The sequence below is a fragment of the Streptomyces sp. SID8352 genome (assembly GCF_009862265.1).
GTDB lineage: Bacteria > Actinomycetota > Actinomycetes > Streptomycetales > Streptomycetaceae > Streptomyces.
Genome location: NZ_WWGX01000035.1, coordinates 262321 through 285902, shown reverse-complemented (window position 1 = coordinate 285902; position 23582 = coordinate 262321). Strand labels below are relative to the sequence as shown.

Below are 23582 nucleotides of genomic sequence, written 5' to 3'. Positions count from 1 at the left end.
GTGCTCCCCCCCTTCCGCACTGCCCGCGAGCGTGTTCTGGCCGGCGCCACCCTGTTCACCGGCACCGGCGACACCTCCCAGCACGACCAGGGACTGTGGATCGGGTCCGACGGGACGATCCGCGCCACCGGGCCGTCCGACGACGTGGTCGCCCAGGCACACGAGCGGTCCCCCGGCACACCCGTGACCGACCTCGGCGGCCAGACCGTGCTGCCCGGACTGGTCAACAGCCACGTCCACCTCGGCCTCACCCTGCCCGGCCCGCTGGCCGACGCCATGGGACGCGCCGAACCGGCCGACATCGCCCTGCTCATGGCGGACTCCGCGCGCCGCACCCTGCACGCCGGGGTGACCACCGTCCGCCTCGTCGGCGAACCCTCCTTCACCGACATGGCCCTGCGCCGGGCCATCGACGCCGGGGCCGCCGACGGCCCCACCATCTACACGGCCGGACAGGCCCTGTGCTGCACCGGCGGCCACGGCCACGACCTCGACGGACTGGAGGCCGACGGCGCCGACGGCTTCCGCCGGGCCACCCGCCGCCAACTGCGCGCCGGCGCCGACCTGATCAAGGTCTGCGTCTCCGGCGGCATCGCGAGCTCCCACGCCACCGTCGACACCCCTCAGCTGACCGACGAGGAACTCGACGCGGTCATCAGCACCGCCCACCAGTGGAACCGCAAGGTGACCGCCCACGCCGGCCCCGCCGAAACCGTCGCCCGCGCCGTGGAACTGGGCCTCGACTGCGTCGAACACGGCTACCGGCTCACCCGCGAGGTCACCGACCTCATGGCCGCCCGGGGAGTCTGGTACGTCCCCACCATCTCCGTCAGCCGCTGCGAGGACTTCCTCGTCCGCAACAACACGCCCTCCTGGCTCATCGACCGCGCCCTGGAGGCCGGACCGCGCCACTGGGAGAGCCTGCGCCACGCCCTGGCCTCCAAGGTGCCCCTCATGGCAGGCAGCGACATGCCGCCCCACGCGCCCTTCGACGAGACCACGGCCACCGTCCGCGAACTCGAGTTCCTCGTCGACGCGGGCCTGACCCCGGCCCGGGCCCTGCGCTCCGCCACCGCGGACCCGGCCCACTGGCTCGGAGCCGCGGACACCCTCGGCACCCTCCGGACCGGACGGCGCGCCGACCTCGTGATCACCCGTGCCGACCCCTCCCGGGACATCACCGCACTGCGCGGACTGCACACGGTCCTCAAGGCCGGCGTCGTCCACCGCGACGACCTCGGCACCCTCCGGCACTCCCCCTGAGCCCCGCAGGCCCCCGCCCCCGCACCCGCCCCCCGACCGAGGAAGCCCCGTGACCACACCCGTACGCCGCCTCGCGGACGCCCACCTGCGCGCACTCGCCCCCCTGGACCCGGAGGCCGCCGCAGCGCTGGGCCACACGGATGTCAACCTCATCCCCGACCTCTCCCCGGAGGCCTTCGCCGAACGCGCCGCCCTGGCCCGCCGAACCGGCCGGGAACTGCCGCACACCCCGGCGGACACCCCCTCCGACCGCGCCCTGGCCGCCGCCCTGGGCGAACGGCTGGACAGCGAGAACGCCCTGTACGAAGCCGGCTTCACCACCACGCTGCTGGCCCCCCTCGCCACCCCCGTCCACCAGCTGCGCCAGGTCTTCGACGACCTCCCGTCCGACCCCGAGACCATCACCGCGCATCTGCGAAGGGTCCCGGAGGCACTGTCCCAGTACGGCCGCACACTCTCCTCGGCCCAGCGCGCGGGCCACCGCGTCTCCCGGCGGCAGGCGCTGCTCCTGGCGGAACAGTGCGAATCCTGGGTCGACCCGCACGGAACCGACTCCTACCGGAACCTGGTCCGGTCCGCGGCCGCCGGCCGCCCCGTCCCCACCGCCGCGTCCCGGGCGGCCGAGGAGGCGAGCGAGGCCATGTCCGGCTTCGCCCGCTTCCTGAGAACCGGACTGCCCGGCGCCACCACGGCGACCGGCGCCGGAGCCGCTCTGTACGCCGTCACCTCCAGCTCCTTCCTCGGCGCCCGGACCGACCCGGACGAGCTGTACGCCTACGGGTGGGCGGAGCTCGCCCGGCTCGGCCGCGAGGCACACGACCTGGCGGCCGACATCACCGGGGAGACCACCCTCGGCGACGCCCTCGACGTGCTGGACCGCGACCCCGCCCGGCAGATCCCCGCGGGCGAACCCCTGCGCGACTGGCTGCAGACGCGGCTGGACGCGCTCACGGACGCCCTCGACGGCCCGCACTTCGACCTGCCGCCGTCCCTGCGCCGCGCCGAGGCCCGGCTGGACAGCACCGGCGCGGGCGTCATGTACTACGCGCCCCCGGACCCCGCGTCCGCCCGGCCGGGACGGGTCTGGTGGACGACCCCTCCCGGGGAGCGGTACGTATCCACCTGGCGGGAGGTGAGCACGGTGCACCACGAGGGGCTGCCGGGCCACCATCTCCAGTTCGCCGTGACCCTGGGGCTGGAGGATCTCCACCCCTGGCAGCGTTCCCTGTGCCAGGTCCACGGATACGCCGAGGGCTGGGCGCACTACGCCGAACAGCTCTCCGCCGAACTGGGCCTGCTCGACGACCCCGCCGAACGGCTCGGCATGATCTACGCGCAGATCTGGCGCGCGGCCCGGATCGTCATCGACATCGGACTCCACCTGGACCTCCCGGTCCCCGCCGGCAACGGAGTGGTGCCGGCCGGCCGGTGGACCCCGGAGACGGCCGCCGGGTTCCTGCACAGGGCGGCCGGGGTGCACCCCGCGACGGCCTCCTTCGAGGTGGACCGCTACCTCGGGTGGCCCGGACAGGCGCTGGCGTTCAAGGCCGGAGCCCGGCTGTGGCAGCAGATCCGGGCCCAGGCACAGCACCGCCTCGGCCCGGCGTTCGACCTCAAGGCCTTCCACATGACCGCGCTCGGCCTCGGCCCCATGGGACTCGACCCGCTGCGCCGGACCCTGCACGACACCTTCCTCACCGAAGCGCGGCCCCCCGCCCCGCCGGAATGGTGAACCGCAGGTCCGGTCGCTCCCAGGCGACCTTCGGGGGCGAGGGGGCGACCGTCCCCACCCGCTGCGCGCCCATGCGCAGATAGAAGTCCTCCGCCGGTGGATGGGCCACCACGCGCACGCCGGTCACCCCCGCCTCACCGGCCCGGCCGACCATGTGCCCGATCAGGCGCCGGCCGACGCCCAGCCCCTGCGCCTCGTCCGCGACGAACGCCAGGTCCAGCTCCGGCGGGTCCAGAACGAGGGAGTAGAAGCCGAGTACCCGGCCGGATGAGCCGACGGCCACGAAGACCTGATGCCGGGCTATGTACTCCGCTGTGACCCGGTACCCCGCGATGATCGGGGCGTACTGCCCCCGATAGGCGCCGGACCGCTGGATCAGCGAGGTGAGGTGCTGCGCGTCGTGCGCGAGGGCACGTCTGATCGTCATGGGCCGCATCCAACGGAGTATAGGAGCGTTCACCACATTCACCCATTACATGCCCTGAACGGGCGGGCCCGCGCCGCCGCCCGTTACGACGGGCGGGCCCGCATCCCGCCCGGCGCCGTCACCGCCGCTCGTCCCTTCAGGACAGGAAGGCGAAGTGCGCGTCGTCCCGCTCAGCGGCAGCCTGTTCCCCGACCGCCACGACAGCCCTGAGGGGGACCCCCCGCAGCCGCGCGCCCAGACCGGCGGGCCACGGCAGCGGTGGAGCCTCAGGCCTGTCCCCGGCCGTCGTGCGCACTGTCCTGAGAACGCCGCGACCGGCCCGGTGCCCGGCAGGCGGCACGGCGCGGAGCGTGGCACCTGGCCGGTGCCGCGGAGCGAGAACTCCGGCGTGAATCAGCACGGGCTGCTTGTCATGCCCTTCAGGGCTCCGGTGCGCACGGCGCCGCCGGCCGGGGGCCCGGGTGCGGGCTGCTGCTGGTCGCCGGGGAGCGCGTCACTCCCGGGGGAACCGGCCGGGGCCCGGTGGCGCGGTCAGACGGCGCCGGTGAAGGTGTCGCAGCGGGCCGGGGAGCCCGTGGTGTACCCGGTGGTGAACCAGTGGACCCGCTGCCGCGAGCTGCCGTGGGTCCAGCTCTCCGGGTCGACGCGGCCCTGGGTGCGTTCCTGGATGCGGTCGTCGCCGATGGCCTCCGCGGCGTCGAGTCCCTCGCGGATGTCGGAGTCGGTGAACGGTGCCTCGAAGAAGCCGGTGGTGACGGCGTTCTTGGCCCAGGCCCCGGCGTAGCAGTCGGCCTGGAGCTCCAGCCGGACCGAGCCGCTGTCGGCTCCCGTGCGGTCCCGGCCGGCGCGGTTCATGGTGCCCAGCAGGTTCTGCACGTGGTGCCCGTACTCGTGGCCGATGACGTACGCCTGCGCGAAGGGGCCGCCCTTGGCGCCGAAGCGGTCCTCCAGTTCCCGGAAGAAGCCGAGGTCGAGATAGACGCCGCGGTCGGCCGGGCAGTAGAACGGGCCCATGGCGGAGGTGGCCCGGCCGCATCCGGTGCTCCAGGTGCCGGACACCAGCGTGGTCCCGGCCTTGCCGTAGGTCTGCTGGAAGTGCTCGGGAAGAGCGCCCTGCCAGTAGCTCTGGATGCTGTTGACGACGCCCACCACGCGGCACTTCTCCGACTGGTTGGCGTCGCTGCCCTTCCGGCACTTCTCGTTCAGGTTCTCGCCCGGCTGCGAGGCGGTGGAGTCCGAGCCGCCGCCGTTCAGGAGACCGGCCGGGTCGACGCCCAGGAACAGTGCGACGACCAGGACGACGACGCCGACGAGGCCGCCGCCGATGGTGAGCCCGCCGCCGGGTATGCCGCCGCCGCCGCTGCTGCCGCGGTCGTCGACCTGGGAGGCATCAAGATCCACGTCGTCGCGGAATTCCATGGGTCGTCCGTCTCCTGGAGGTTGGTGATCGCCCCCCATTCTGCCCGGTGCCGCGGACCGGTCGCGAGGACCGGGCGGTGGGGACCGGGGTACCGGCTTCGCTCGCCGGTCCCTCCTCGGACAGCGGGCCGCCCGGCGGTGGCTCACCGGGCGTGGGGCCGGGCCATGGGGCCGCTCATGAGGAGCCGTTGACCGCGGCGGTGGCTATCACCAGGTCCTGCCACGACATGCCCACGCTCTTGAAGAGCTTCGGCCTCAAGGGCGTGACGTCCACCGCTCCGCGGACGAGTTCGGACAGGTTGCCCGCGATCGCCTCGGTTCCGATGTCGCCGGAGCGCAACGGGATCAGGATGTCGCCCGCCTCCCTCAGCGCGGCGGTGCGCGCTTCGACGACCACCGTGGCCCGGGCGACGAGGTCGGTGCCCACCTCCCGGGCCGTCGGCTCATGGGAGCCGACGGCCACCACCACCGCGTGGGGTGCGATGTCCGCGGCGGTGAACAGGGGGGTGCGCGAAGTCGTGCAGCAGGCCACGATGTCGGCGTTCGCGAGGGCATCCAAGGAGGCCGTATCCGCGTGCAGGCCGCTCTTCCGGCAGTGCTCGACCAGATCCGCCGCCCGCTCCGGCCGTCGCGTGATCACACCGACCGAGAGAACGGGGCGCACGGCCCGGATCGCCTCCACGTGGCCCCATGCTTGGGGGCCCGCCCCGAAGACGACGAGCCGTACGGCGTCGGGCACCGCCAGATGGTCCACGGCCACGGCGGAAACCGCGGGAGTGCGCAGCAGGGTCAGGGCGGTGCCGTCGATCAGGGCGGTCGGGCGGAGGATGGCCGCGTCCATCAGGAGATAGGAGGCGATGACGCGTGGCTGCCCCCGGGCGGGGTTGCGGGGTGCGACTCCGGCGATCTTCACTCCGGTGGAGGAGGGCGTCGTGGAGGGCATCAGCAGCAGTTGGCCCGCGTCGACGTCGAGCACGGTGCGGGGGATGTCCGCTTCGGGGTCCAGCCCTGCGCGCAGGGCTTGCTCCACTGCCTGTACGGCTCGTGGCACGGGCAGGCGGCGCGCCAGTTCCTCGGCGTCGATCAGCGGCAGGGCTGCGGGGTTCACGCACTCAGTTCCTTCAGAATGTGCGAGGTCTTCTCCAGGGCTGCGAGCAGGTGGGCCGGTTCCTGGCCGTAGGTGAACCGCAGATGGTGCTCGGTGCCGAAGTGGGCGCCGGGAGCGACCAGCACGCCGCCGCGGGCGTGCAGTGCCTCGGCGACTTCGGTGCTGGTCAGCTCGTCGAGGTGGTAGCGGACGAAGGCCAGGGAGGTCGCCTGGGGCGGTACGACCGAGAGCAGTTGGTCATGGGAGGCGACCCACTGGTGCATGTGGGTCCAGCTCTCGCGGAGAAAGCCGCGGTAGCGGTCCAGCAGCCGGGTGCGGGTGGCGGGGGCGAGTGCCAGTTCCGCAAGGGCCATGGCCGGGCCGGCGGCGGAGACAGTGGTGTATTCGTGCCGTTGCCGAAGCCGCGGTGCGAGGACGGGCGGCGTGATCAGCCAGCCGAGGCGCAGACCCGGCATGCCGAATGCCTTGGAGAGACTGCCGACGCACACGGCCCGGTCGTAACGCCCCCGGAATGTGGGACTGACCGCCTCGGTGCGGAGTTCGGTGCCACGGTGCACTTCGTCGGAGAGGATCCATGCACCCACGCGGTCCGCGATGGAGACGATGGCGTCCATCTCCTCATCGGTGAGGATGATGCCCGCCGGGTTGTTGGGGTTCGTCACCGAGATGGCTCGGGTGTCCGGTCGGACCATGTCCGCCAGCGCGGGGATGTCGGGGCGCCAGCCGCGCTGCGGGTCCAGTGGGAATTCCTCGACGACGGCGCCCTGGTTGCGGGCGGCGCCCCAGACCTGACGGTAGCCGGGTGACATCGTCACCACATGGTCCCCGGGCCGGATGAGGGTCTCGACGGCGACCGTGTTGGCCTCTGCCGCCCCGGCCGTGACGATGACCTCCGAGGCGTGGTCCGCGCTCCCGGCGTGCCACTGCGCTATCAGAGCGCGCAACCGGGTGGTGCCGCAGGTCGGGGGATAGCTCAGCTCACTGTCGAGGAGCCGGTTCAGGGACTGTTCGCTGTCCACGAGGTCGCGCAGCCGGATCGGCCGGCAGCCGCTGTCGGCCAGGCTGTGTGTGGCCGTGGCTCCCAGTCTCCCCTGCCATTCCAGCAGTTCGAACGGGGTGAAGGTCATGGATGTCCTCAGGGGTCGGGTGGAATGCGGGCGGCGGGGTTACTCGGCGCTGTCCACCTTGGCCGGGTCACGCTCGACGACCGGGCCGAGGACGGAGTCGATGCGGCGCATCAGGGCCGGCTCGATGCGGAGGCCTGCGGCCTTCGCGCTTTCGCCGATCTGCTCCGGCCGTGAGGCTCCCACGATGGCCGCGGCGACGTTCGGGTTCTGCAGTGTCCAGGCGAGTGCGAGCTGTGCCTGGCTCAGGCCCAGTTCCCGGGCGATGGGGGCGAGTTGCCGCACCCTCTCCAGCACCTCGTCCCGCAGGAAGGTCTTCACCCAGCCGGAACCGACCTCGTCCGCGGCCCGTGATCCGGCGGGCGGGGGGTGCCCGGGCCGGTACTTGCCGGTGAGCACGCCCTGGGCGAGGGGCGACCAGACGATCTGGCCGAGCCCCTCCTGTTCGCACAGGGGCACGATCTCCTCTTCGATGACACGCCAGAGCATCGAGTACTGGGGCTGGTTGGACACGAACCGGTCCAGTCCCAGTTGGCCGGCGAGTTTGACGGCCTGTGCGATCTGGTCCGCGGTCCACTCCGAGACGCCGATGTAGAGGACCTTGCCCTGCCGGACGAGGTCGTCGAAGGTCCTGAGGGTCTCTTCCAGCGGTGTCCGGTGGTCGAAGCGATGTGCCTGGTACAGGTCGACGTAGTCGGTGCCGAGCCGCTTCAGTGAGCCGTTGACGGCCTCGGTGATGTGTTTGCGGGACAGGCCGCCGTCGTTCGGCCCGGGACCGGTCGGGAAGAACACCTTGGTGGATATCACCAGGGATTCGCGGTGTTGGCCCTTCAGTGCCTTGCCGAGCACGGCCTCGGCGGCTGTGCCCGCGTAGACGTCGGCGGTGTCGAACGTGGTGATTCCGGCGTCCAGCGCCGCGTGGACGCACCGGACGGCCTGGTCGTCGTCGATCTGGGCGCCGTGCGTGAGCCAGTTGCCGTAGGCGATCTCGCTGACCTGGAGCCCGCTGCGACCCAGTTGCCTGAATTTCATCCGCAGTCCTCACTGCTGTCGCCCCCGCGTGGAGGCAGTGGTGTTATCCGCACACGGTTGTCGTGGTAGACCGCTCCGCCGCCCATGTCCGCGTCCCGCTCGTCGACGGTGGCGTTCGGGCCGGAGCCGTCGGTCAGCTTGGGCCAGTGGCCTTTGGTCGTCATGGCGACGCCCGGGCGTACGGCATCGTCGATCGTGGCCAGGGCTTCGAAGGCGCCTCGGCTGTTGGCCACCTGGACACGGTCACCGCTCGCGAGGCCGTTCGCCGCGGCGTCCTTCGGGTGCAGCACGACATACGGCGGGCCGGCCCGGCGGCGCAGCGCCGGCTTGTTCCCGAAGACGGTGTTGAGGAAGAAGTGGTTCGCCACGGAGAGAAGGACGAAGGGGAACGACCGCGCGAGTCGGGTGTCGTGCGTCTCGGCCGCCGGGACGTAGCCGGCCATCGCGTCGAAGCCGTCCGCCCGGGCGGTCTCCGAGAGGAATTCGAGCTTCCCGCTGGGGGTGGGGAATCCGTTCGCGAAGGGCACATGCCGTTCCGGATAGGAGAGCCGTGCCCATCCTCTGTCGCGCAGCGCGTCCATGGTGATGCCGGCCAGGGAGGGGTGCCGGGAGTCGAGGAGTTCGCTCGCCAGTTCCTCGTCGCTGGCGTACAGCGCCGGTTCCGTCAGCTCCATGGCCCGGGCCAGGCGCCGGAAGGTCTCGGTGGTGGACAGGCACTCCCCCGGCGGGGCGACCGCCGGTTCGTTCCAGGTGATGTACAGGTGGCCGTAGCCGTCGTGCAGATCCAGGTGCTCGGGCTGCATGGTGGCGGGCAGCACGATGTCCGCGTAGTCGGCGGTGTCGGTCTGGAAGTGGTCCATGACCACCGTGAACAGGTCTTCCCGGGCAAGGCCCCGGCGGATCCGGTTCTGATGGGGGGAACTGGCCAGCGGATTGGCCCCGTAGACGACGAGTGCCGCCACGGGCGGATCGTCCGTCTCCAGCAGTCCTTCGGCCAGCCGTGTCATGGACAGGCTCCGAACGGGACGGCTCAGCAGGTCGTCCCTGTAGAGGGCCTCGCGGTTGCCGCCGAAGTAGCCGTCGGTCGTGTAGAGCAGACCGCCGCCGGGACGCCGCCAGTCGCCGGTCACGGCGGGCAGACAGGCGAGGGCCCGCAGGGTTGCGCCGCCCCCGGCGTGACGCTGGATGCCCTGCGACACCCGGATGGCGGTGGGCCGGGTGTCGGCGATGCGCCGCCCGAGCCGGATGATCTCTTCCTCCGTCACCCCTGTCTCCTGTGCCGTGCGCCGGGGGGTGAACTCCAGCACTCTCCTCCGGAACGCCTCCCACCCCACGGTGCGGGTGTCCAGGTATTCGCGGTCCTCGGCCTTCTCCTGGAGGACCATGTGCATGAGGCCCAGGGCGAGGGCCGCGTCCGTGCCCGGAAGGGGTGCAATGTGTTCATCGGCCTGGGCCGCCGTACGGCTGCGGACGGGGTCGATGGCGATGACACGGGCGCCCTCGCGCCGCGCACGCTGGATCACCTTCCACAAGTGGTGGTGGGTCGTGAGCGGGTTGCTGCCCCACAGCAGGATCAGCCGGGAGTGCACCAGGTTCTCCGGGTCGATCCCGGTACTCGTGCCGAGTGTGTACCGGAGTCCGGTGAGGCCGGCGACCGAGCAGATCGTCATGTCGTGGCGCGAAGCTCCGAGTACGTTCCAGAGCCTGCTGCCGGCCCGCCCCTGAAGCCCCTGGAGATAGCCGAGCGTTCCGGTCCCCTGATAGGGCCAGATCGCCTCTCCGCCGTGACGTTCGACGGTCTCCGTCAGCCGCCGCGCGATCTCGCCGAGGGCGGTGTCCCAGCTGATGCGTTCGAAGCGCCCTTCTCCCTTGCGGCCGGTGCGTCGCAGGGGGTGGAGCAGCCGGTCAGGTGCGCGGGTGTGCTCCAGGAACTTGTTGACCTTCACGCACAAGGTGCCCCTGGTGTAGGGGTGGTCCGGGGTACCGCGCAGTGTGAGGGCCTCACCGTCCTGGACCGTCACCTGCCAGCTGCAGCCGTCCGGGCAGTTGAGCGGGCACGCTCCGGGGACTTGTGCGATGCTCACGGGCACTCCCCGCCGGACGGCCCCGGGGCGGTGCGCGGGGCGGGCGGCCCTGTGCGCGGCGGGGGCGGAAGGACGCCCCGCGTCGTCGTCCGCGCGGTTCCGGCCGGGGTGAGCCGGCCGTCCCGTGCCGCACTCCCCGCGGCTTCACCGCGGGACATGCGGGTCCTCCCGTCCCGGTCGGCACGGGCGGGCTGCGTTGTGAGCCGGTACCGGGCGAACCGTTCGAGACGCGTTCCGTCGGCCATGGACGGATCGGGATGAATTCCTGGCGGGGTGCTCGGGGATCCAGTGTTCACGGATGAGTTTCCTCAGCGGTGAGCGGGAATCGGAGGGTGCGTCGGCGCTCCGCCGGACGTGCCGGGAGATCACCGGCCGTGGACCGCGCGTGGGTTCGCCGACGGGATTTCCGGAGGGCCGGCCGATCACGGGCGGCGTCTGAGGGGCGGGATTCCAACGGAACGATCCGGCAGCGAGGATCTCCCGGCAATCACCGGAGGGATCCCCATGTCCGTCTTCTGATCGGGTAAGTGAGCTTCCGGGCCCACACCGCCCCCTGACGTATGCCGAGTCTCCATACCAGCGGCATGGTCAAGCGGAACGCTAACTTCTCGGCTGCTCAAGGAGCCATATCGCTGCGGGAGGTTGACGTGACGAGAGGTCTTGACACGGCTGGTAGGAGGATGCGTCCCCGCCGGATGCCGATGGCGCGATGCCCGCCCTTCTCCGCCGCGGTTGTCGTGGCGGGCGGCCGTCGAGACGGCCGCCCGNCATGTGTGTGGTGTCCGGGGGCGCGTCAGTCCTTCGCCGGTGCGGCCGGATGCGACCGGTGCCGGCCGTGGTCGGCGTCCGGGGCGGACGTCCTGCGGGAAGCCGCCCGGCCGGCCCCCTCGCCGGCGGCGAGGAAGAGAACCGCGAACAGCAGCAGGGCCGTGCCGGTGAGAACGACCGCGTTGAGCCGCTCGTCGAAGACGAGGATGCCGATGACCGCGGCGGTGAGCGGCTCGACCAGTGCGACCACGGACGCCGTGGTCGCCCGTACGGCACCGAGGCCGGCGAAGAACAACGTGTACGCCAGGGCCGTGGGCGCGGCCCCCAGGTAGAGAACCAGGGCCAGGGTCCATGCCGGTCGCGCCATGTCGGGCAGCAGGCCCTCCAGCAGGGCCATCGGCAGGAGGCAGACCGTGCCGACCGCGAAGCCGGTGACCGTGGACTCGAACGCGCCACCGGTGTTCTCCCTGCCGGAGAAGCGGCCCAGCAGGGTCACGCCCGCGTACCCGGCGGCGGAGAGCAGCGCGTATCCGATGCCCAGGAGGGGAGCCGGGCCGGTGTTCCCGTCGGCGCCTCCCATCAGCAGCACCAGGCCGCCGACGCCGCTCGCCACCGCGGCGGTTCCGGCGACGCCGGTGCGTTCGCCCAGTGTGAGCCGTGCGCCGATGGTGACCAGTACCGGGCCCGAGCCCAGGGTCACCACCGTGGCCACGGTCAGCCCGGCCTGCTGGACGGAGGCGAAATAGGCCGTCTGGTACACCGCCAGTCCGGAGCCCGTGATCAGAGCCCGCCACGGGTTCGCCGCGAATGCCGCGCGGAGCGACAGCGCCTTTTTCGGACGCCGGGATCGTCGCACCAGATGAGCGATCAGAAGTAGCCCGAGTCCGGTCAGGAACCGCCAGAAGGAAACGGAGATGGGGCCGATTCCGCCGACGTCGTACAGCTCGGCGGCCACTGCACCACCCGTGCCCCACGCTGTGGCCGCAATCGCGACGTAGAGAACACCCCGCCGAACGGACGGGGCGGAAGAGGACTGCAACTGAGGTCTCCTCGATTGATTGCCATCACGATGTGTCCGTGGGCAACCCGCACGGCCGTCCCGAGGCGCACGGAACGGCTCTGCATGACTGCCCGCCTCAAACGGCGGGCGGCGGAGGCGTCGAAAAGAGCTGCATGCGATCACCCTACCCAGCAATGGGCAGGAGCCCTGGCACAAGCCGGGGAATTCTTCACCGCTCGGAAGGAGGCCGTGCCGAGATGGCGTCCGCGGGCACGAACGCCGCCGGGGACGGGCCTTTCCGGCGGGCGGGACCGGCGCGGCCCGTGCACCCGCCGTCGGCGGCCTCGGCGCGGTCGGCGTCCCGCGGCGGCCCGGGCTCCGGCGCCCGCGCCCGCCGCCGGCCCTCCCGCACGATTCGAGGGCGGTTCCGGCACCGTCCCGTTCCGGCGCCGGCGGTGCGCGTGACCGGGAGCCGTCGCATCCGGCACGGCCCGGCCGCTCGCCCCGGCGGCCCCGCGCGCGCCGGGTGTCCGTGTGCCCGGACGGGCGGGAGGCCCCCGCCCGTCCGGGCACACGCCCGTGACGAACGGAGGCCTCTCGTCCTCCCGGCAGCGAATGGGTCGGGGACGGCTGCCGCGAGGAGCCGGGGGGTGCCTGCCCCGTGCGCGGGGGCGGCGCGGTGTCAGCGGGTCTGCGCCGCCGACAGCGCGCGGTACACACCGCTCTCGGACAGGGCCTTGTAGGCCTGCCGGTAGATGTCCCACAGCTCGGTGTACCGCTCGTGGCAGGCGGGGTCCGGCTGGAAGACGCGGTCGACGTGGACGGTGGCGTCCACGCCTTCCTCGACGTTGTCGAACACCCCGGCCCCGACGGCGCCGAGGATCGCCGCCCCCAGCACGGCGCACTCGCCCTCGCGCAGTACGGCGGTCGGTTTGCCGTAGACGTCGGCCTGGATCTGGCACCAGAGTTCGGATTTGGTGGCGCCGCCGGCGAGACGGATCTCGTTGAGTTCCAGGCCCATCCCGTCGTAGCCGTCGAGGACTTCCCGGGCCTCGTAGGCCACGCCTTCCAGGACGGCGCGGGCCATGTCGCCGAGGGTGTGCTTGAGGGTCAGTCCCAGGAAGCCCGCCCGCGCGTGTTCGTCGTAGTGCGGGGTCATCGATCCGGCCAGATACGGGTGGAAGACCAGTCCGTTGGCGCCGGCCGGCGAGTCCGCGGCGAGGGCGTTGATCACGATGTAGGGGTCGGTCCTGGTGAAGGGCTCGATGTAGCGGGCCATGTAGCCGATGTTGTCGCGGAACCACCGGTAGGCGGCTCCCGCGGCGGCCTGGATCCCCTCCGCCTCCCACGCCCGGTACGGGGTGGCGTGCACCGACCGGGTGATGACCCGGTTGGGGTCGTTGACCGGCTCGGCGAGGAAGGCGACGGAGTTGCCCGCGGTGCCGAAGGTCAGCTCGCACAGGCCCGGTCTGATGGCGCCGGCCCCGATCCCCGCGCACTGCTGGTCGCCGCCGCCGGTGGAGACGGGCAGGCCGACGGGCAGACCGGTGCGCCGGGCCACGGAGGGGGTGACCGCGCCGACCCGGTGGCCGGAGGGGACGATCGACGGGAGCAGGTCGGCGGAGATGCCGACGAGGTCCAGCAGTTCCCGGCTCCAGTCGAAGCTGTCGACGTCCATCAGGCCGAACAGGGACGCGTTGGAGTGGTCGACGACGTAGTCCGGCACATCGCTGAGCCGGCGCAGGAAGTACTCCTGGGTGCTGAGGATCTTGCTGGTCTGCCGCAGCACGTCCGGTTCGTTCTGCGCCACCCAGAGGATCTTCCCGATGGGCCAGAACGCGCTGATCGGCAGGCCGGTGATGGCGTAGAAACGTTCGTCGCCGATCTCCCGGCGCAGTTGGTCCAGTTGTGCGGTGTGCCGTGCGTCCTGCCAGGACAGTCCCCGGCCGTCGCGCAGGATGTTGCCGTCGGCGTCGATGTAGAGGTGCAGGCCGCGCTGGGTGGACAGTCCCAGTGAGCGGATCTCCCGCGGATCGACGCCGGAGGTCTCCACGACGCGGCGGATGACCTCGAAGTTGGCCTCGTCCAGCAGGCGGATGTCCTGGTCGACCCACCCGGGATGCGGGTACTCGCATCCGTACTCGCTGGTGGCCGCCGCGACGACGACCCCGGTCGTGTCGTACATCTTGGCCCGGGCGCTGGTGGTCCCGTTGTCGAGTCCGATGATGTAGCCGGCCATCATGTCCTCCTTGACATGTTCGCTGGTCAGATCGCGGTGTCGATGGCCCACCGCAGCTGCGCGGCGAGCGAGGGTGCGGCGGGCAGGGCCGAGTCGAGCACGGCACTGCCGATGGTGAAGGCCCAGAAGTCCAGGTCGGCGAGGCGCCGGATGCGTTCCCGGCTGTCGACCGAGCCCGCGTTGACCACCTGGAGGCCCTGCACCGATGCGACCTCCCGGAGCAGGAGGTCGACGTCACCGGTGTAGCGGTAGCCCAGCAGCATGGTTCCGGTGACGCCTTCGGTGGCGACGAGCTTCTCGCAGCCGGAGACGATCTCGTCGATGGTCCCTCCCAGTCTGCCGGGCAGGCTGTTGAGGTCTCCGACGGCGGGGTAGTAGCCGATCGGCGAGCCCTCGATGACTTCGAGCACGGCGTCGGTGTGGGTGCCCCCGATGATGATGTCCGCCCCGAGCCGCAGGGCCAGCCGGGCGGCCTCGCGTTCCGACCCGGGGTCGGCGCCGACGACCTCGACCACCAGCCTGCGCCCGTCCGCCACGATGCGTTCGCCCAGCCTCGCGAGGTCGGCGAGGGAGTGGCCGACGTTCTTGAAGCCGACGTAGGGCAGTTCCTCGGCGGTGAGCGAAGCGGTGACGGCGGCGTAGACCTCGTGCGCGTCCGGGATGGTGACGTCGTGCTTGGTGAGCATGAACTGGGTGATCATGGTGGGTCTTCTCTTCTCGTTGCGGGAAACAGGGATCAGGTCAGGGCGTGGGCGGCGAGGACGACGCTGGTCAGGGTCCAGATCGCACCGGCCGGGGGGTCGATGTGGGTGTCCCCGTGGTTCTGGACCGTCCTGGCCCAGAACTCCCCGAGCAGCCCGGCGGCGCCCCCGACCGCGGCCCCCACGAGGACGGAACCGCTCAGGTGTGCCGCGGTCGCGGCCGTGAGCGTCATGTGGTGGGTGACCGGCACCCCCTTTCCCACGGCGGCGAAGCCGAGGGAGACGGCGGACACGGCGAATCCGAGTCCGACGGCGGCCGAGCCCAGTTCGGGCCGGGCCTCGGCCAGTGCGAGGGTGGCGTAGGAGGCCGGCAGGCCCGCGACCACTCCGAGGAGCGCCGCCTGCGACATGCGGGACTGGTGCGGGACCCACGCCTCGTCGGCGGTGGGTCTGAAGCGCCGACGCAGGGATGTGCCGGGTGGCAGATGGCCGAACAGGCCGTGGTGGCCGAAGAGCAGACGGGCCGCCACGCCCAGGACGACGACGATGAGGGCGGTCGCGTTGGTGTACTGGTTCAGTGTGTCGCCCCACAGCCCCATGACCGTCTGCCCGGCGAGGCCGAACAGTCCTCCGATCAGGAGGGGGCCGGCCCTGCCCAGTTCGGCCAGGGAGAAGGCGATGTCCTTTCCGTCGGTGATGTGTTCGCGGCGCATGGCGTAGGCGGCCGCGGCGACCCCGCCCGCGAAGGCGACGTGGGGGCCGAACAGGGGTCCGTTGGCCACCACGTCCAGAAACGCGGGGCTGCCGCCCGCGAGGACGATCGAGATTCCGGCGATCAGAGCGATCCCGCAGAAGATGAATGCCGCCAGCGCACCGATCGCCGCTCCGAACGCGCCGCCGGCGAACGCCGTCAACAGTGTTGCTGCGTCCATGCCTGCCTCCACTGTATGCATGTTGCGTATTCGTTCGCAAGGTTGCGTATGGCGGCTCACCGTAGGGCTAAACGGGCATGTTGGCAATGTTTAGGGCGCACTGACTTGCGAGAGCTCGCACGAAAGGGAACAGTGACCGCATGGAAACGCAGGGAAACGCAACCGATGAGACCCTCCTGAAGTCCCAGCGGCACGAACGCATCCTCGCCATGCTCAAAAGGTCCGGGCAGGTGCACGCGGGCGCCCTGGGCGAGCTGTTCAAGGTCTCCGCCTACACCATCCGGCGCGATCTCGACGAGCTGGCCGACGCGGGGGCGCTGCAGCGTGTGCACGGCGGCGCCGTGCTCGCCTCGCACGTCCCGAAGAGCTACGAGGAACGCGAGGGCAGCGGAATCGGGGAGAAGAAGCAGAGCGCGCTCGCCGCGCTGGCCCTCGTCGCCGAGGACGACGTCGTCATCATCGACGGCGGCAGCACCACGGCCGCCCTGGTCCGTGCCCTGCCCGCCGGGTATCCCGCGACCTTCATCACCCACAGCCCCGCGATCGCCGACGAACTGCTGCACCGGTCCGTCCGGGAGACCATCCTCATCGGCGGCCGGCTCGACCCCCACTCACGGGTGGCCGTCGGGGCCCTCCCGGTGGAGACGTACGGCAGGATCTCCGCCGACATCTGCTTCCTCGGGATCTGGGGGCTCAACATCACCCAGGGCGTCACATCGCCGTACTACGACGAGGCGCAGGTGCGCGCGGCCATGGTGGGCGCGGCCAACAGGGTCGTCGGCCTCGCCGTCGCGAACAAGCTCGGCACCGGCGGGCCGTTCACCGTCGCGCCCGCGAGCGCCCTGACGCACCTGTCCGTCGAGGGCGGTGTGCCCGAGGAGGTGACCCGTCCCTTCGAGGAGATCGGGATCAGGATCCTCAGCCCGGGGCCGGAGGCCTAGGGTCCGCCGTCCGTCATCGGCCGGCCCCGGGGGGACGGGGCTCCGGTCCGAACGCGGCCGGTCATACCGGAGGGCGGCCGCCGGCCGCCCTCCCGCGGGGCCGGGTCTGCCGACGGTCCCGGGGGGGGGCGGGCCCCGGAGGCCGGAGCGGGTGCTGACGCCCCGTCAGTACGGGGGGCTCGGCGGGCAGCCGGTTCCGGCCGGGCCGGGGCGACGGAGCGACGCTCGGCCGGTGGCCGGGCGGGCGGGGCCGGGCGGGCGGGGCCGGGCGGTGCGCCGACGGTGCGGCGGGACGGGCCGGTGCCCGGCCGTGACCGGCACCCGGGCCGGACGTCCTCCGGGAAGCCGCCGGGCTCCCGGCGCTCAGTACGGCGAATCGCTGATCTCGGTGACGAGTTCGGCCAGGGGCAGGCGCCCCGCGGGGATCGCGGACCTGCCGGCGGGTGCCGGGGCCGGGCGGCCCATGGAGATCGCGGTGCGCACCCGCCAGGGGTGCTCCAGTCCGCAGAGCCGACCGGCCCGGTCGGCGTTCACGGCGGGGAAGAAGGACGCGGGGCAACTGCCCAGTCCCTGCAGGTGGGCGGCGAGCATCAGGTTCTGTGCGGCGCGGCCTGCGTCGAACTGGGCGTCCTCGCCGCCCGCGTCCTCGTCGACGCCCAGTGCGACCACCACCGGCGCGGTCGCCAGGTGCCCGGCGTAGGAACCGAGGCCCGACAGCTCCCGGCGGACCGCACGGCTGCGTACCACCACGAAGCGCCAGGGCTGCCGGTTGCGGGCCGATCCGGTCCAGCGCCCGGCCTCCAGCACCTGGCGCAGTTCTTCGTCGGTGACCGGTTGCGCGGTGAACCACCGACTCGCCCTCATGGACGTCAGTGCCGAGACAGGAGGGTGTGCCGCATCCATCAGCGATCCGCCTTTCACACGGGGCCGGTCCGGCTCCGACGGCTTCTCCCCCGGAGCGCGTGGTCTCGACCGGCTCTGGAACGGACCGGAGGAGCACGGCGTCCGCGAACCCCGCGCGAACGGACGCGACGTGATCATCATCGGTGACGAACCCGGCGGCCGGCCGCGGAGGGTCCGCGGGACCGCCGGGCCGCGTCCGCCGTCCACCGTCCGTCCCCGTCCGGCCCCGTCCGGGAAGTGCCCGCGGCGTGCTGCCGCACGGGGCACGGCTGCGTGCGGGGGCCGGGGGTCGGGGGCCGGGGCAGCGATCGGCCCGCCCCCGCCCGGGTGAGCCGGGGGCATCCGGTGCCCGTGGCCCCGGAGCCCTCGGCTGCCGCGGAGCACCCCGGACCGGGGCGGGCTGCCGGGGTGGGGGCCCGCGCCCGGTGTGCTCCGGGCATGGGCGCCGCGGACGGAGGCCGGTCGTCCGCCGTATGACGTCCGCCGTCTGTCCGGCGGTCTCGTCCGGGAGGCCGGTCGCCGCTTCCACCGGACCCGGTGGGGCCGAGGCGGGGGCGGGGCGGCTGAGCTGGGGTTTCGCCGTGTCCCGTCCTCCAATGCGCCGGATTGTGTCGCCTGACCAGCCGCTTCAATGTGCCGCCCGCCGGTGACGGTGTTTGTGTGGTCGTGGCAGGGCAGGTGAGGTCTGTGTTCGGCCGGGCGCCGACGCGTCAGCCGCGGCCTTCTGCCTTCTTTCCCCTGAACGCACGCAGGCGTCATGTCCGCCGCGCGGGCGCCCGCATCCCCATCCTCGGAAGGTCTTCCCATGCGATCTGCTGTGCAGGATCCGTTGTCGGATCTCAAGGACGCCACCCTCGCCCACCAACGGGCCCACGGGTGCGGCTCTCACCCCTTCGGGGACGGCGCACGGCTGGCGGCCTGGGCCGTCGACGCCGGTGCGCGTACCGCCGTGGAGATCGGCACCTCGCTCGGGTACTCCGCCGCGTGCCTGGCCGGTGCCGGGGCCCGTGTGCACACCGTGGACCGCGACCCGGTCCACACGGAGCTGGCGCAGAAGCATCTCGGTGAGCGGGGGCTGGCCGACCGGGTGAGCTGTGTGACGGGTGAGGCCGTCGACGTGTTCGCGGAGCTGCCCGCGGGTGGGGCCGACCTCGCCTTCTTCGACGGCATGGAGGTGAGCGTCGCCGAGGTCGAGGTGCTGGCCCGGGCGCTGCGCCCGGGTGGGCTGCTGATCGTCAGCAACATGAAGCTGGGCGGCGAGGAGGCGGAGGTCCGTGAGCTGCTGGGCGGCTGGCGGCCCCGGGAGGAGGGCGAGGAGCTGTTCGCCGTCAAGCCCGGCCAGAGCCGGTGAGCGGCCATATCGGTGGGGTCGGCGCTCCGGCCGGGGCGCCGGCCGTGGTCACCGCGGTGCCGAGTGCCGGGAAGACGGGGGGCGAGGCGGCCGCCGGGGCCACGCCGATGCCGCTGATGCGGTTGCTGGACGGGTTCCGTGCCTCCCAGGTGCTGGCGTCGGCCGTGCGGCTGGAGCTCTTCGACGCGCTGGCGGCGCACGGCCCGCTCTCCGTGTCCCGGTGCGCGGAGCTGCTCGGTCTGCGGGAGCGGCCGGCGGGGATGCTGCTGGCCGCGTGCGCCTCGTTCGGGCTCGTCGAGCGCAGCGCCGCGGGCTACGGCAACAGCCCGCTCGCCGCGCGGTACCTGGTGGCCGGGCGTCCCCACTACTTCGGGGACTTCGTCCGCCTGGTGGAGCAGCAGCAGTACCGGTCCTGGGCGGAGTTGCCGGACGTGCTGCGCGCGGACGGTACCGCGGGGCGTGTTCCGCAGGCGGAGCGGCGGTTCGCCGCCGACGAGGCCGACCGGGACCCGTTGTTCTGGAGGGGCATGTCGTCGGGTTCCGCGTTCACCGCGGAGGCCGTGGCCCGGTCGTACGACTTCTCGCGTTTCCGGAGGCTGCTCGATCTCGGTGGCGGCCAGGGCGATTTCAGCCTGGAGCTGTGCCGGAGCAATCCGGGGCTGTCGGCGACCGTGTACGACCTGCCCTCGGTGTGCGGGCTCGCCCGGGAGCGGATCGCCCGCGACGGGTACGCCGGCCGGATCGGGACCCGGGACGGTGACCTGCTCACCGCGAGTGAGCTGCCCGCCGGCCACGACGTGATGCTGGTCTCCAACATCCTGCACATGTGGGACGAGCCGGGCTGCCGCGCTGTTCTGGGGCTCTGTCTGCGGGCGTTGGAGAAGGGCGGGGCGCTGGTGGTGGCCGAGGCGTTCGTCGACGACGACGGCACCGGCCCGCAGACGGCCGCGCTGATGAGCCTGAACATGCTGGTGCACACCGCCGGCGGCGCCAATCGCACGCGCCGCGAGTACGAGACCTGGCTGGCCGAGGCGGGTTTCCGGTCCGTCGAACGCGTCGGGCTGGTCGTGGAGGCCCCCGGGGCCAACGGCCTCGTCGTCGCCCACAAGTGAGTGCCAAGGAGTGGACATGCAACTCACCGCCGCCGGCATCGTCGGCATCGGAGCCGTGTCGGGATACGGCTGGGGGATGAAGGAACTCTGGTCCGGTCTGGCCACGGGAGAGTCCAGTGCCCGGCTGCACCATGGCCTGGGCGGACGGTTTCCCGACCCGTGCTGGTTCGCCCGCGTGCCCGAGGGCGGCGATCCGGAAGTGGGCCACACCCGGTATGTGCGGGCCGCGTTCGCCGCGGCGGACGAGGCGGTCACGGACGCCCTCGCCCGGGGCTGGACGCCCGGCGAGCGGGTCGCGATCGTCCACGCCACGACGCGTGCCGACCTCGAACTCGTCCGCAACCGCTACCTCGACCCGGGCTGGATCAGTCCCCGCAGTTCCTATGTGGAACAGACCTGGACGACCCCGCCCGCCCTCGTGATGATCAAGTACGGGTTCACCGGGCCCTCGGTGGTCACCAGTGCCGCCTGTTCCTCCGGGCTGCACGCCCTGACCCTGGCACAGCGCCTGCTGACCTGCGGCGACGCCACGGACGTCATCGTGACCGGCGCGGACGTGGGTTTCGACGGCGAGGAGATGCGCCTGGGCGCGTCGGTGGGGCCGCTCATCCACGACCGTCCCCCGCACGAGGTGTGCCGTCCCTTCCAGAAGGGCACCCGCGGGTTCGTCCTCGGTGAGGGTGCGGCCGCGCTGGTGCTGACTCCCGCGCGCCAGGCGCAGCCCTATCTGGAGCTGCTCTCCTCCTGTCTGGCCAACGACGCCTTCCACCCCGTCGCGATCGAGCCGTCCTTCCGGCACATCCTGACGACCGTCGACGACGCCCTGGGGCGGGCCGGTGTCCGCGCGGCGGACATCGGCTACTACAACGCCCACGGCACCGGGACCCGTGAGTGCTACGACGCGGACCTGGCCGCCCTCGGCCGTCTCGGCCCGCGGGCCACCGCCTACGGTTTCAAGCCGATGTTCGGTCACTCCATGGGTGCCGCGCCGCTGCTGGACACGGTGACGACGGCGCGTGCCCACGAAGAGGGTGTGCTGCCCGCGCCGGTCCCGGCCGCCGGGGACGCCCATTCCCAGCTCGCCCCGGGGGCGGTCGCGCACACCGGGGGCCTCACCCTGCAGGTGGGGCTGGGCTTCGGCGGGAACATCTGTGCCGCCGTCTTCCGTGCCCCGACCGGCGAGGGCTCCTCGCGGTGATCCGGTCCGCGGGCCCCGCCCCTCCCCCCTTCGAACCTCCTCCGGCCGAGTGCGCCGGGAAAGGACGCGCCATGCCCGAACTCACCGTCAAGGACCTCGCCGCGATCCTCGCCTCGTGCGCCGGCGACGAGGAGGTGGTGCCGCTGGACGAGGAGCACCTCGACACCTCCTTCGCCGAACTCGGCCTGGACTCCCTCGCCCTGCTGAACACCGTGGTGAAGCTGGAGCGGCAGTGCGGGGTGGTCCTGCCCGAGGACGTCCTGGGCAGGACCCCGACGCCGCGGGACCTGATCAAGATCGTCAACGACCGGGTGAGCGGATGAGCACCGCCGCCGGCCCGCCCGGTCCCGGGCGGGTCACCCCGTGTGGAGAGGACTGATCACCATGTGCGGAATCACCGGCTGGGTGGACTACCGGCTCAGCCTGCCCCGGGAACGGGCGACCGTCGAGGCGATGACGGCCACCATGGCCCGCCGCGGTCCGGACGACGGCGGTGTCTGGCTCGACGAGCACGTCGCCCTGGGGCACCGCCGGCTCGCGGTCATCGACCCCGAGGGCGGCCTGCAGCCCATGACGGCCGAGGAGGACGGCCGGGTGCTGGCCGCCATGACCTTCAGCGGGGAGGTGTACAACTTCCGCGAGCTGCGTGCCGAACTCGCCTCCCGCGGGCACCGCTTCCGCACCCGCAGCGACACCGAGGTCGTCCTCCGCGCCTATCTGGAGTGGGGGGAGGGCATGGCCGACCGGCTGAACGGCATGTACGCCCTGGCCGTCTGGGATCCGCGCACCGAGGAACTCCTCCTCCTGCGCGACCGGATGGGCGTCAAGCCGCTCTACTACCTTCCCACCCCGCACGGCGTGCTGTTCGGCTCGGAGCCCAAGGCGATCCTCGCCAATCCGCTCGCCCCCCGGACCGTCGGCGCCGACGGTCTGCGCGAGGTGCTGGACATGCTCAAGACGCCCGGGCGGACCGTCTTCCACGGCATGCGCGAGGTGCGGCCGGGCCAGCTCGTCCGGGTCGGCAGGGACGGCCACCGCGAGCGCCGGTACTGGCGGCTGGAGGCCCGCGAGCACACGGACGACCTGGCCACCACCATCGCCACCGTGCGTGGTCTGCTCGAGGACGCCGTCACCCGGCAGATGGTCTCCGACGTGCCGCTGTGCACGCTGCTGTCCGGGGGCCTGGACTCGTCGGCGGTGACCGCGCTCGCCGCGCGGGCCCTCGCCGCCGGGGGCGGCGGCCCGGTGAACTCCTTCTCCGTCGACTTCGCGGGCGGAGACGAGCGGTTCGAGGCCGACGGGGTGCGCGAGACCCGCGACGCGCCCTTCGTCACGGAGCTGGCGCGGCACGTCTCGGCCGATCACACCGAGGTCCTCCTCGACAGCGGGCGGCTGTCCGACCCCGCGGTCCGCGCGGCGGTCCTCGAAGCCGTGGATCTGCCGCCCGCCTACTGGGGCGACATGTGGCCCTCCCTCTACCTGCTGTTCCAGGCCGTTCGCGAGCAGTCCACCGTCGCGCTGTCGGGCGAGGCGGCCGACGAGCTGTTCGGCGGCTACCAGTGGTTCCGCAACCCCGCCGCCATCGAGGCCGACACCTTCCCCTGGCACACCTCGGGCTCCGCCCGCTACTTCAGCGGCCTGTCCCTGCTGGACCGCGGGCTCAAGGAGAAGCTCGACCTCCCCGGCAACCGTCAGGCCCGCTACCGGGAAGCCCTCGCCGACGTGCCCGTGCTGCCCGGCGAGGATCCCGGTGAGCGACGGCTGCGCGAGATGACCCATCTCAACCTCACCCGCTTCCTCCAGATCCTGCTCGACCGCAAGGACAGGATGAGCATGGCCGTCGGCCTGGAGGTCCGGGTGCCGTTCTGCGACCACCGCCTGGTCGAGTACGTCTTCAACACCCCGTGGGCGATGAAGTCCTTCGACGGCCGGGAGAAGAGCCTGCTGCGCGCGGCCGTCGCCGACCTGCTCCCCTCGTCCATCCTGCAGCGCGTCAAGTCGCCGTACCCCGCCACCCAGGACCCGGGCTACGAACTGGCGCTGCGGCACCGGCTCGCCGGTGTCCTGGCCGACGGGGACTCCCCCGTCCTGCCGCTCCTCGACCAGAAGAAGGCGCGGCGCGTGGCCGCCGCGGACCCCGGGGACGTCAGCCTGCCCTACAACCGCGGCGGCCTCGAACTCGCCCTGTGGCTCAACGACTGGCTCTCGTCCTACGACGTCACCCTCGACCTGTGACCCGCACGCGGCC

General features: G+C 72.3%; 19 protein-coding genes. 8 read left to right on the top strand and 11 right to left on the bottom strand.

The window, feature by feature from the left end:
- Together GTY84_RS12680 and GTY84_RS12675 are read left to right on the top strand one after the other, a co-directional pair.
- Entirely contained in the window at positions 1-1263 is a 1263-nt protein-coding gene (locus GTY84_RS12680; RefSeq protein WP_345943420.1) for an amidohydrolase family protein, read from the top strand.
- Positions 1264-1312: 49 nt separating this feature from the next.
- Positions 1313-2995, top strand: a complete 1683-nt coding sequence (locus GTY84_RS12675) for a DUF885 domain-containing protein (protein ID WP_161226291.1) — start codon at positions 1313-1315, stop codon at positions 2993-2995.
- Here the strand turns inward: GTY84_RS12675 and GTY84_RS12670 are convergent.
- The 10 genes from GTY84_RS12670 to GTY84_RS12625 all read right to left on the bottom strand — a co-directional run bounded on the left by GTY84_RS12670 (position 2958) and on the right by GTY84_RS12625 (position 15829).
- A complete protein-coding gene (locus tag GTY84_RS12670; RefSeq protein WP_161226290.1) occupies positions 2958-3431 on the bottom strand; it encodes a GNAT family N-acetyltransferase in 474 nt (157 codons plus the stop codon). The two genes, GTY84_RS12675 and GTY84_RS12670, sit on opposite strands and share 38 nt — an antisense overlap.
- Positions 3432-3953: 522 nt before the next feature.
- Complete coding sequence (locus GTY84_RS12665) at positions 3954-4841, bottom strand: neutral zinc metallopeptidase (protein WP_161226289.1); 888 nt, start codon at positions 4839-4841, stop codon at positions 3954-3956.
- Positions 4842-5016: 175 nt separating this feature from the next.
- The gene (locus GTY84_RS12660; protein ID WP_161226288.1) at positions 5017-5949 is read right to left on the bottom strand and encodes an ornithine cyclodeaminase family protein; all 933 of its coding nucleotides are present in this window, start codon (positions 5947-5949) and stop codon (positions 5017-5019) included.
- Positions 5946-7076: an aminotransferase class I/II-fold pyridoxal phosphate-dependent enzyme gene (locus GTY84_RS12655; RefSeq protein ID WP_161226287.1), complete on the bottom strand. Its 1131-nt coding sequence runs from the start codon at positions 7074-7076 to the stop codon at positions 5946-5948. The genes GTY84_RS12660 and GTY84_RS12655 overlap by 4 nt, the downstream gene beginning before the upstream one ends.
- Before the next feature lie 39 nt (positions 7077-7115).
- Complete coding sequence (locus GTY84_RS12650; RefSeq protein ID WP_161226286.1) at positions 7116-8105, bottom strand: aldo/keto reductase family protein; 990 nt, start codon at positions 8103-8105, stop codon at positions 7116-7118.
- Positions 8102-10189 carry a molybdopterin-dependent oxidoreductase gene (locus GTY84_RS33795; protein WP_161226285.1) on the bottom strand — a complete coding sequence of 696 codons (2088 nt, stop codon included), beginning with the start codon at positions 10187-10189 and terminating at the stop codon, positions 8102-8104. Before GTY84_RS33795 ends, GTY84_RS12650 begins: the two co-directional genes overlap by 4 nt.
- 793 nt (positions 10190-10982) lie before the next feature.
- On the bottom strand, positions 10983-11996 hold the full coding sequence (locus GTY84_RS12640) for an EamA family transporter (RefSeq protein WP_161226284.1): 1014 nt from the start codon (positions 11994-11996) through the stop codon (positions 10983-10985).
- A gap of 643 nt (positions 11997-12639) precedes the next feature.
- On the bottom strand, positions 12640-14196 hold the full coding sequence (locus GTY84_RS12635; protein ID WP_161226283.1) for an FGGY family carbohydrate kinase: 1557 nt from the start codon (positions 14194-14196) through the stop codon (positions 12640-12642).
- Positions 14197-14222: 26 nt separating this feature from the next.
- On the bottom strand, positions 14223-14897 hold the full coding sequence (locus GTY84_RS12630) for a 4-hydroxythreonine-4-phosphate dehydrogenase (RefSeq protein WP_161226282.1): 675 nt from the start codon (positions 14895-14897) through the stop codon (positions 14223-14225).
- Positions 14898-14932: 35 nt separating this feature from the next.
- Positions 14933-15829, bottom strand: coding sequence for a hypothetical protein (locus tag GTY84_RS12625; protein ID WP_161226281.1), 897 nt, complete (start codon positions 15827-15829; stop codon positions 14933-14935).
- A 140-nt stretch (positions 15830-15969) separates the two neighbouring features.
- Between GTY84_RS12625 and GTY84_RS12620 the strand changes: the two genes are divergently transcribed.
- On the top strand, positions 15970-16770 hold the full coding sequence (locus GTY84_RS12620) for a DeoR/GlpR family DNA-binding transcription regulator (protein ID WP_161226280.1): 801 nt from the start codon (positions 15970-15972) through the stop codon (positions 16768-16770).
- A gap of 363 nt (positions 16771-17133) precedes the next feature.
- Here GTY84_RS12620 and GTY84_RS12615 read toward each other — a convergent pair whose 3' ends face one another.
- The gene (locus tag GTY84_RS12615) at positions 17134-17634 is read right to left on the bottom strand and encodes a nitroreductase family protein (RefSeq protein WP_237532200.1); all 501 of its coding nucleotides are present in this window, start codon (positions 17632-17634) and stop codon (positions 17134-17136) included.
- Positions 17635-18478: 844 nt separating this feature from the next.
- Between GTY84_RS12615 and GTY84_RS12610 the strand changes: the two genes are divergently transcribed.
- The 5 genes from GTY84_RS12610 to asnB all read left to right on the top strand — a co-directional run bounded on the left by GTY84_RS12610 (position 18479) and on the right by asnB (position 23569).
- The gene (locus GTY84_RS12610) at positions 18479-19024 is read left to right on the top strand and encodes a class I SAM-dependent methyltransferase (protein WP_161226278.1); all 546 of its coding nucleotides are present in this window, start codon (positions 18479-18481) and stop codon (positions 19022-19024) included.
- A 56-nt stretch (positions 19025-19080) separates the two neighbouring features.
- A complete protein-coding gene (locus GTY84_RS12605; RefSeq protein ID WP_202550911.1) occupies positions 19081-20136 on the top strand; it encodes a methyltransferase in 1056 nt (351 codons plus the stop codon).
- 16 nt (positions 20137-20152) lie between these two features.
- Positions 20153-21334 (top strand): beta-ketoacyl synthase N-terminal-like domain-containing protein, encoded by a 1182-nt coding sequence (locus GTY84_RS12600; RefSeq protein WP_161226277.1) that lies wholly within the window; start codon positions 20153-20155, stop codon positions 21332-21334.
- Between the two features lie 71 nt (positions 21335-21405).
- Positions 21406-21657 carry an acyl carrier protein gene (locus tag GTY84_RS12595; RefSeq protein ID WP_161226276.1) on the top strand — a complete coding sequence of 84 codons (252 nt, stop codon included), beginning with the start codon at positions 21406-21408 and terminating at the stop codon, positions 21655-21657.
- Between the two features lie 61 nt (positions 21658-21718).
- Positions 21719-23569, top strand: coding sequence for an asparagine synthase (glutamine-hydrolyzing) (gene asnB, locus GTY84_RS12590; RefSeq protein ID WP_161226275.1), 1851 nt, complete (start codon positions 21719-21721; stop codon positions 23567-23569).
- Positions 23570-23582: the final 13 nt, after the last annotated feature.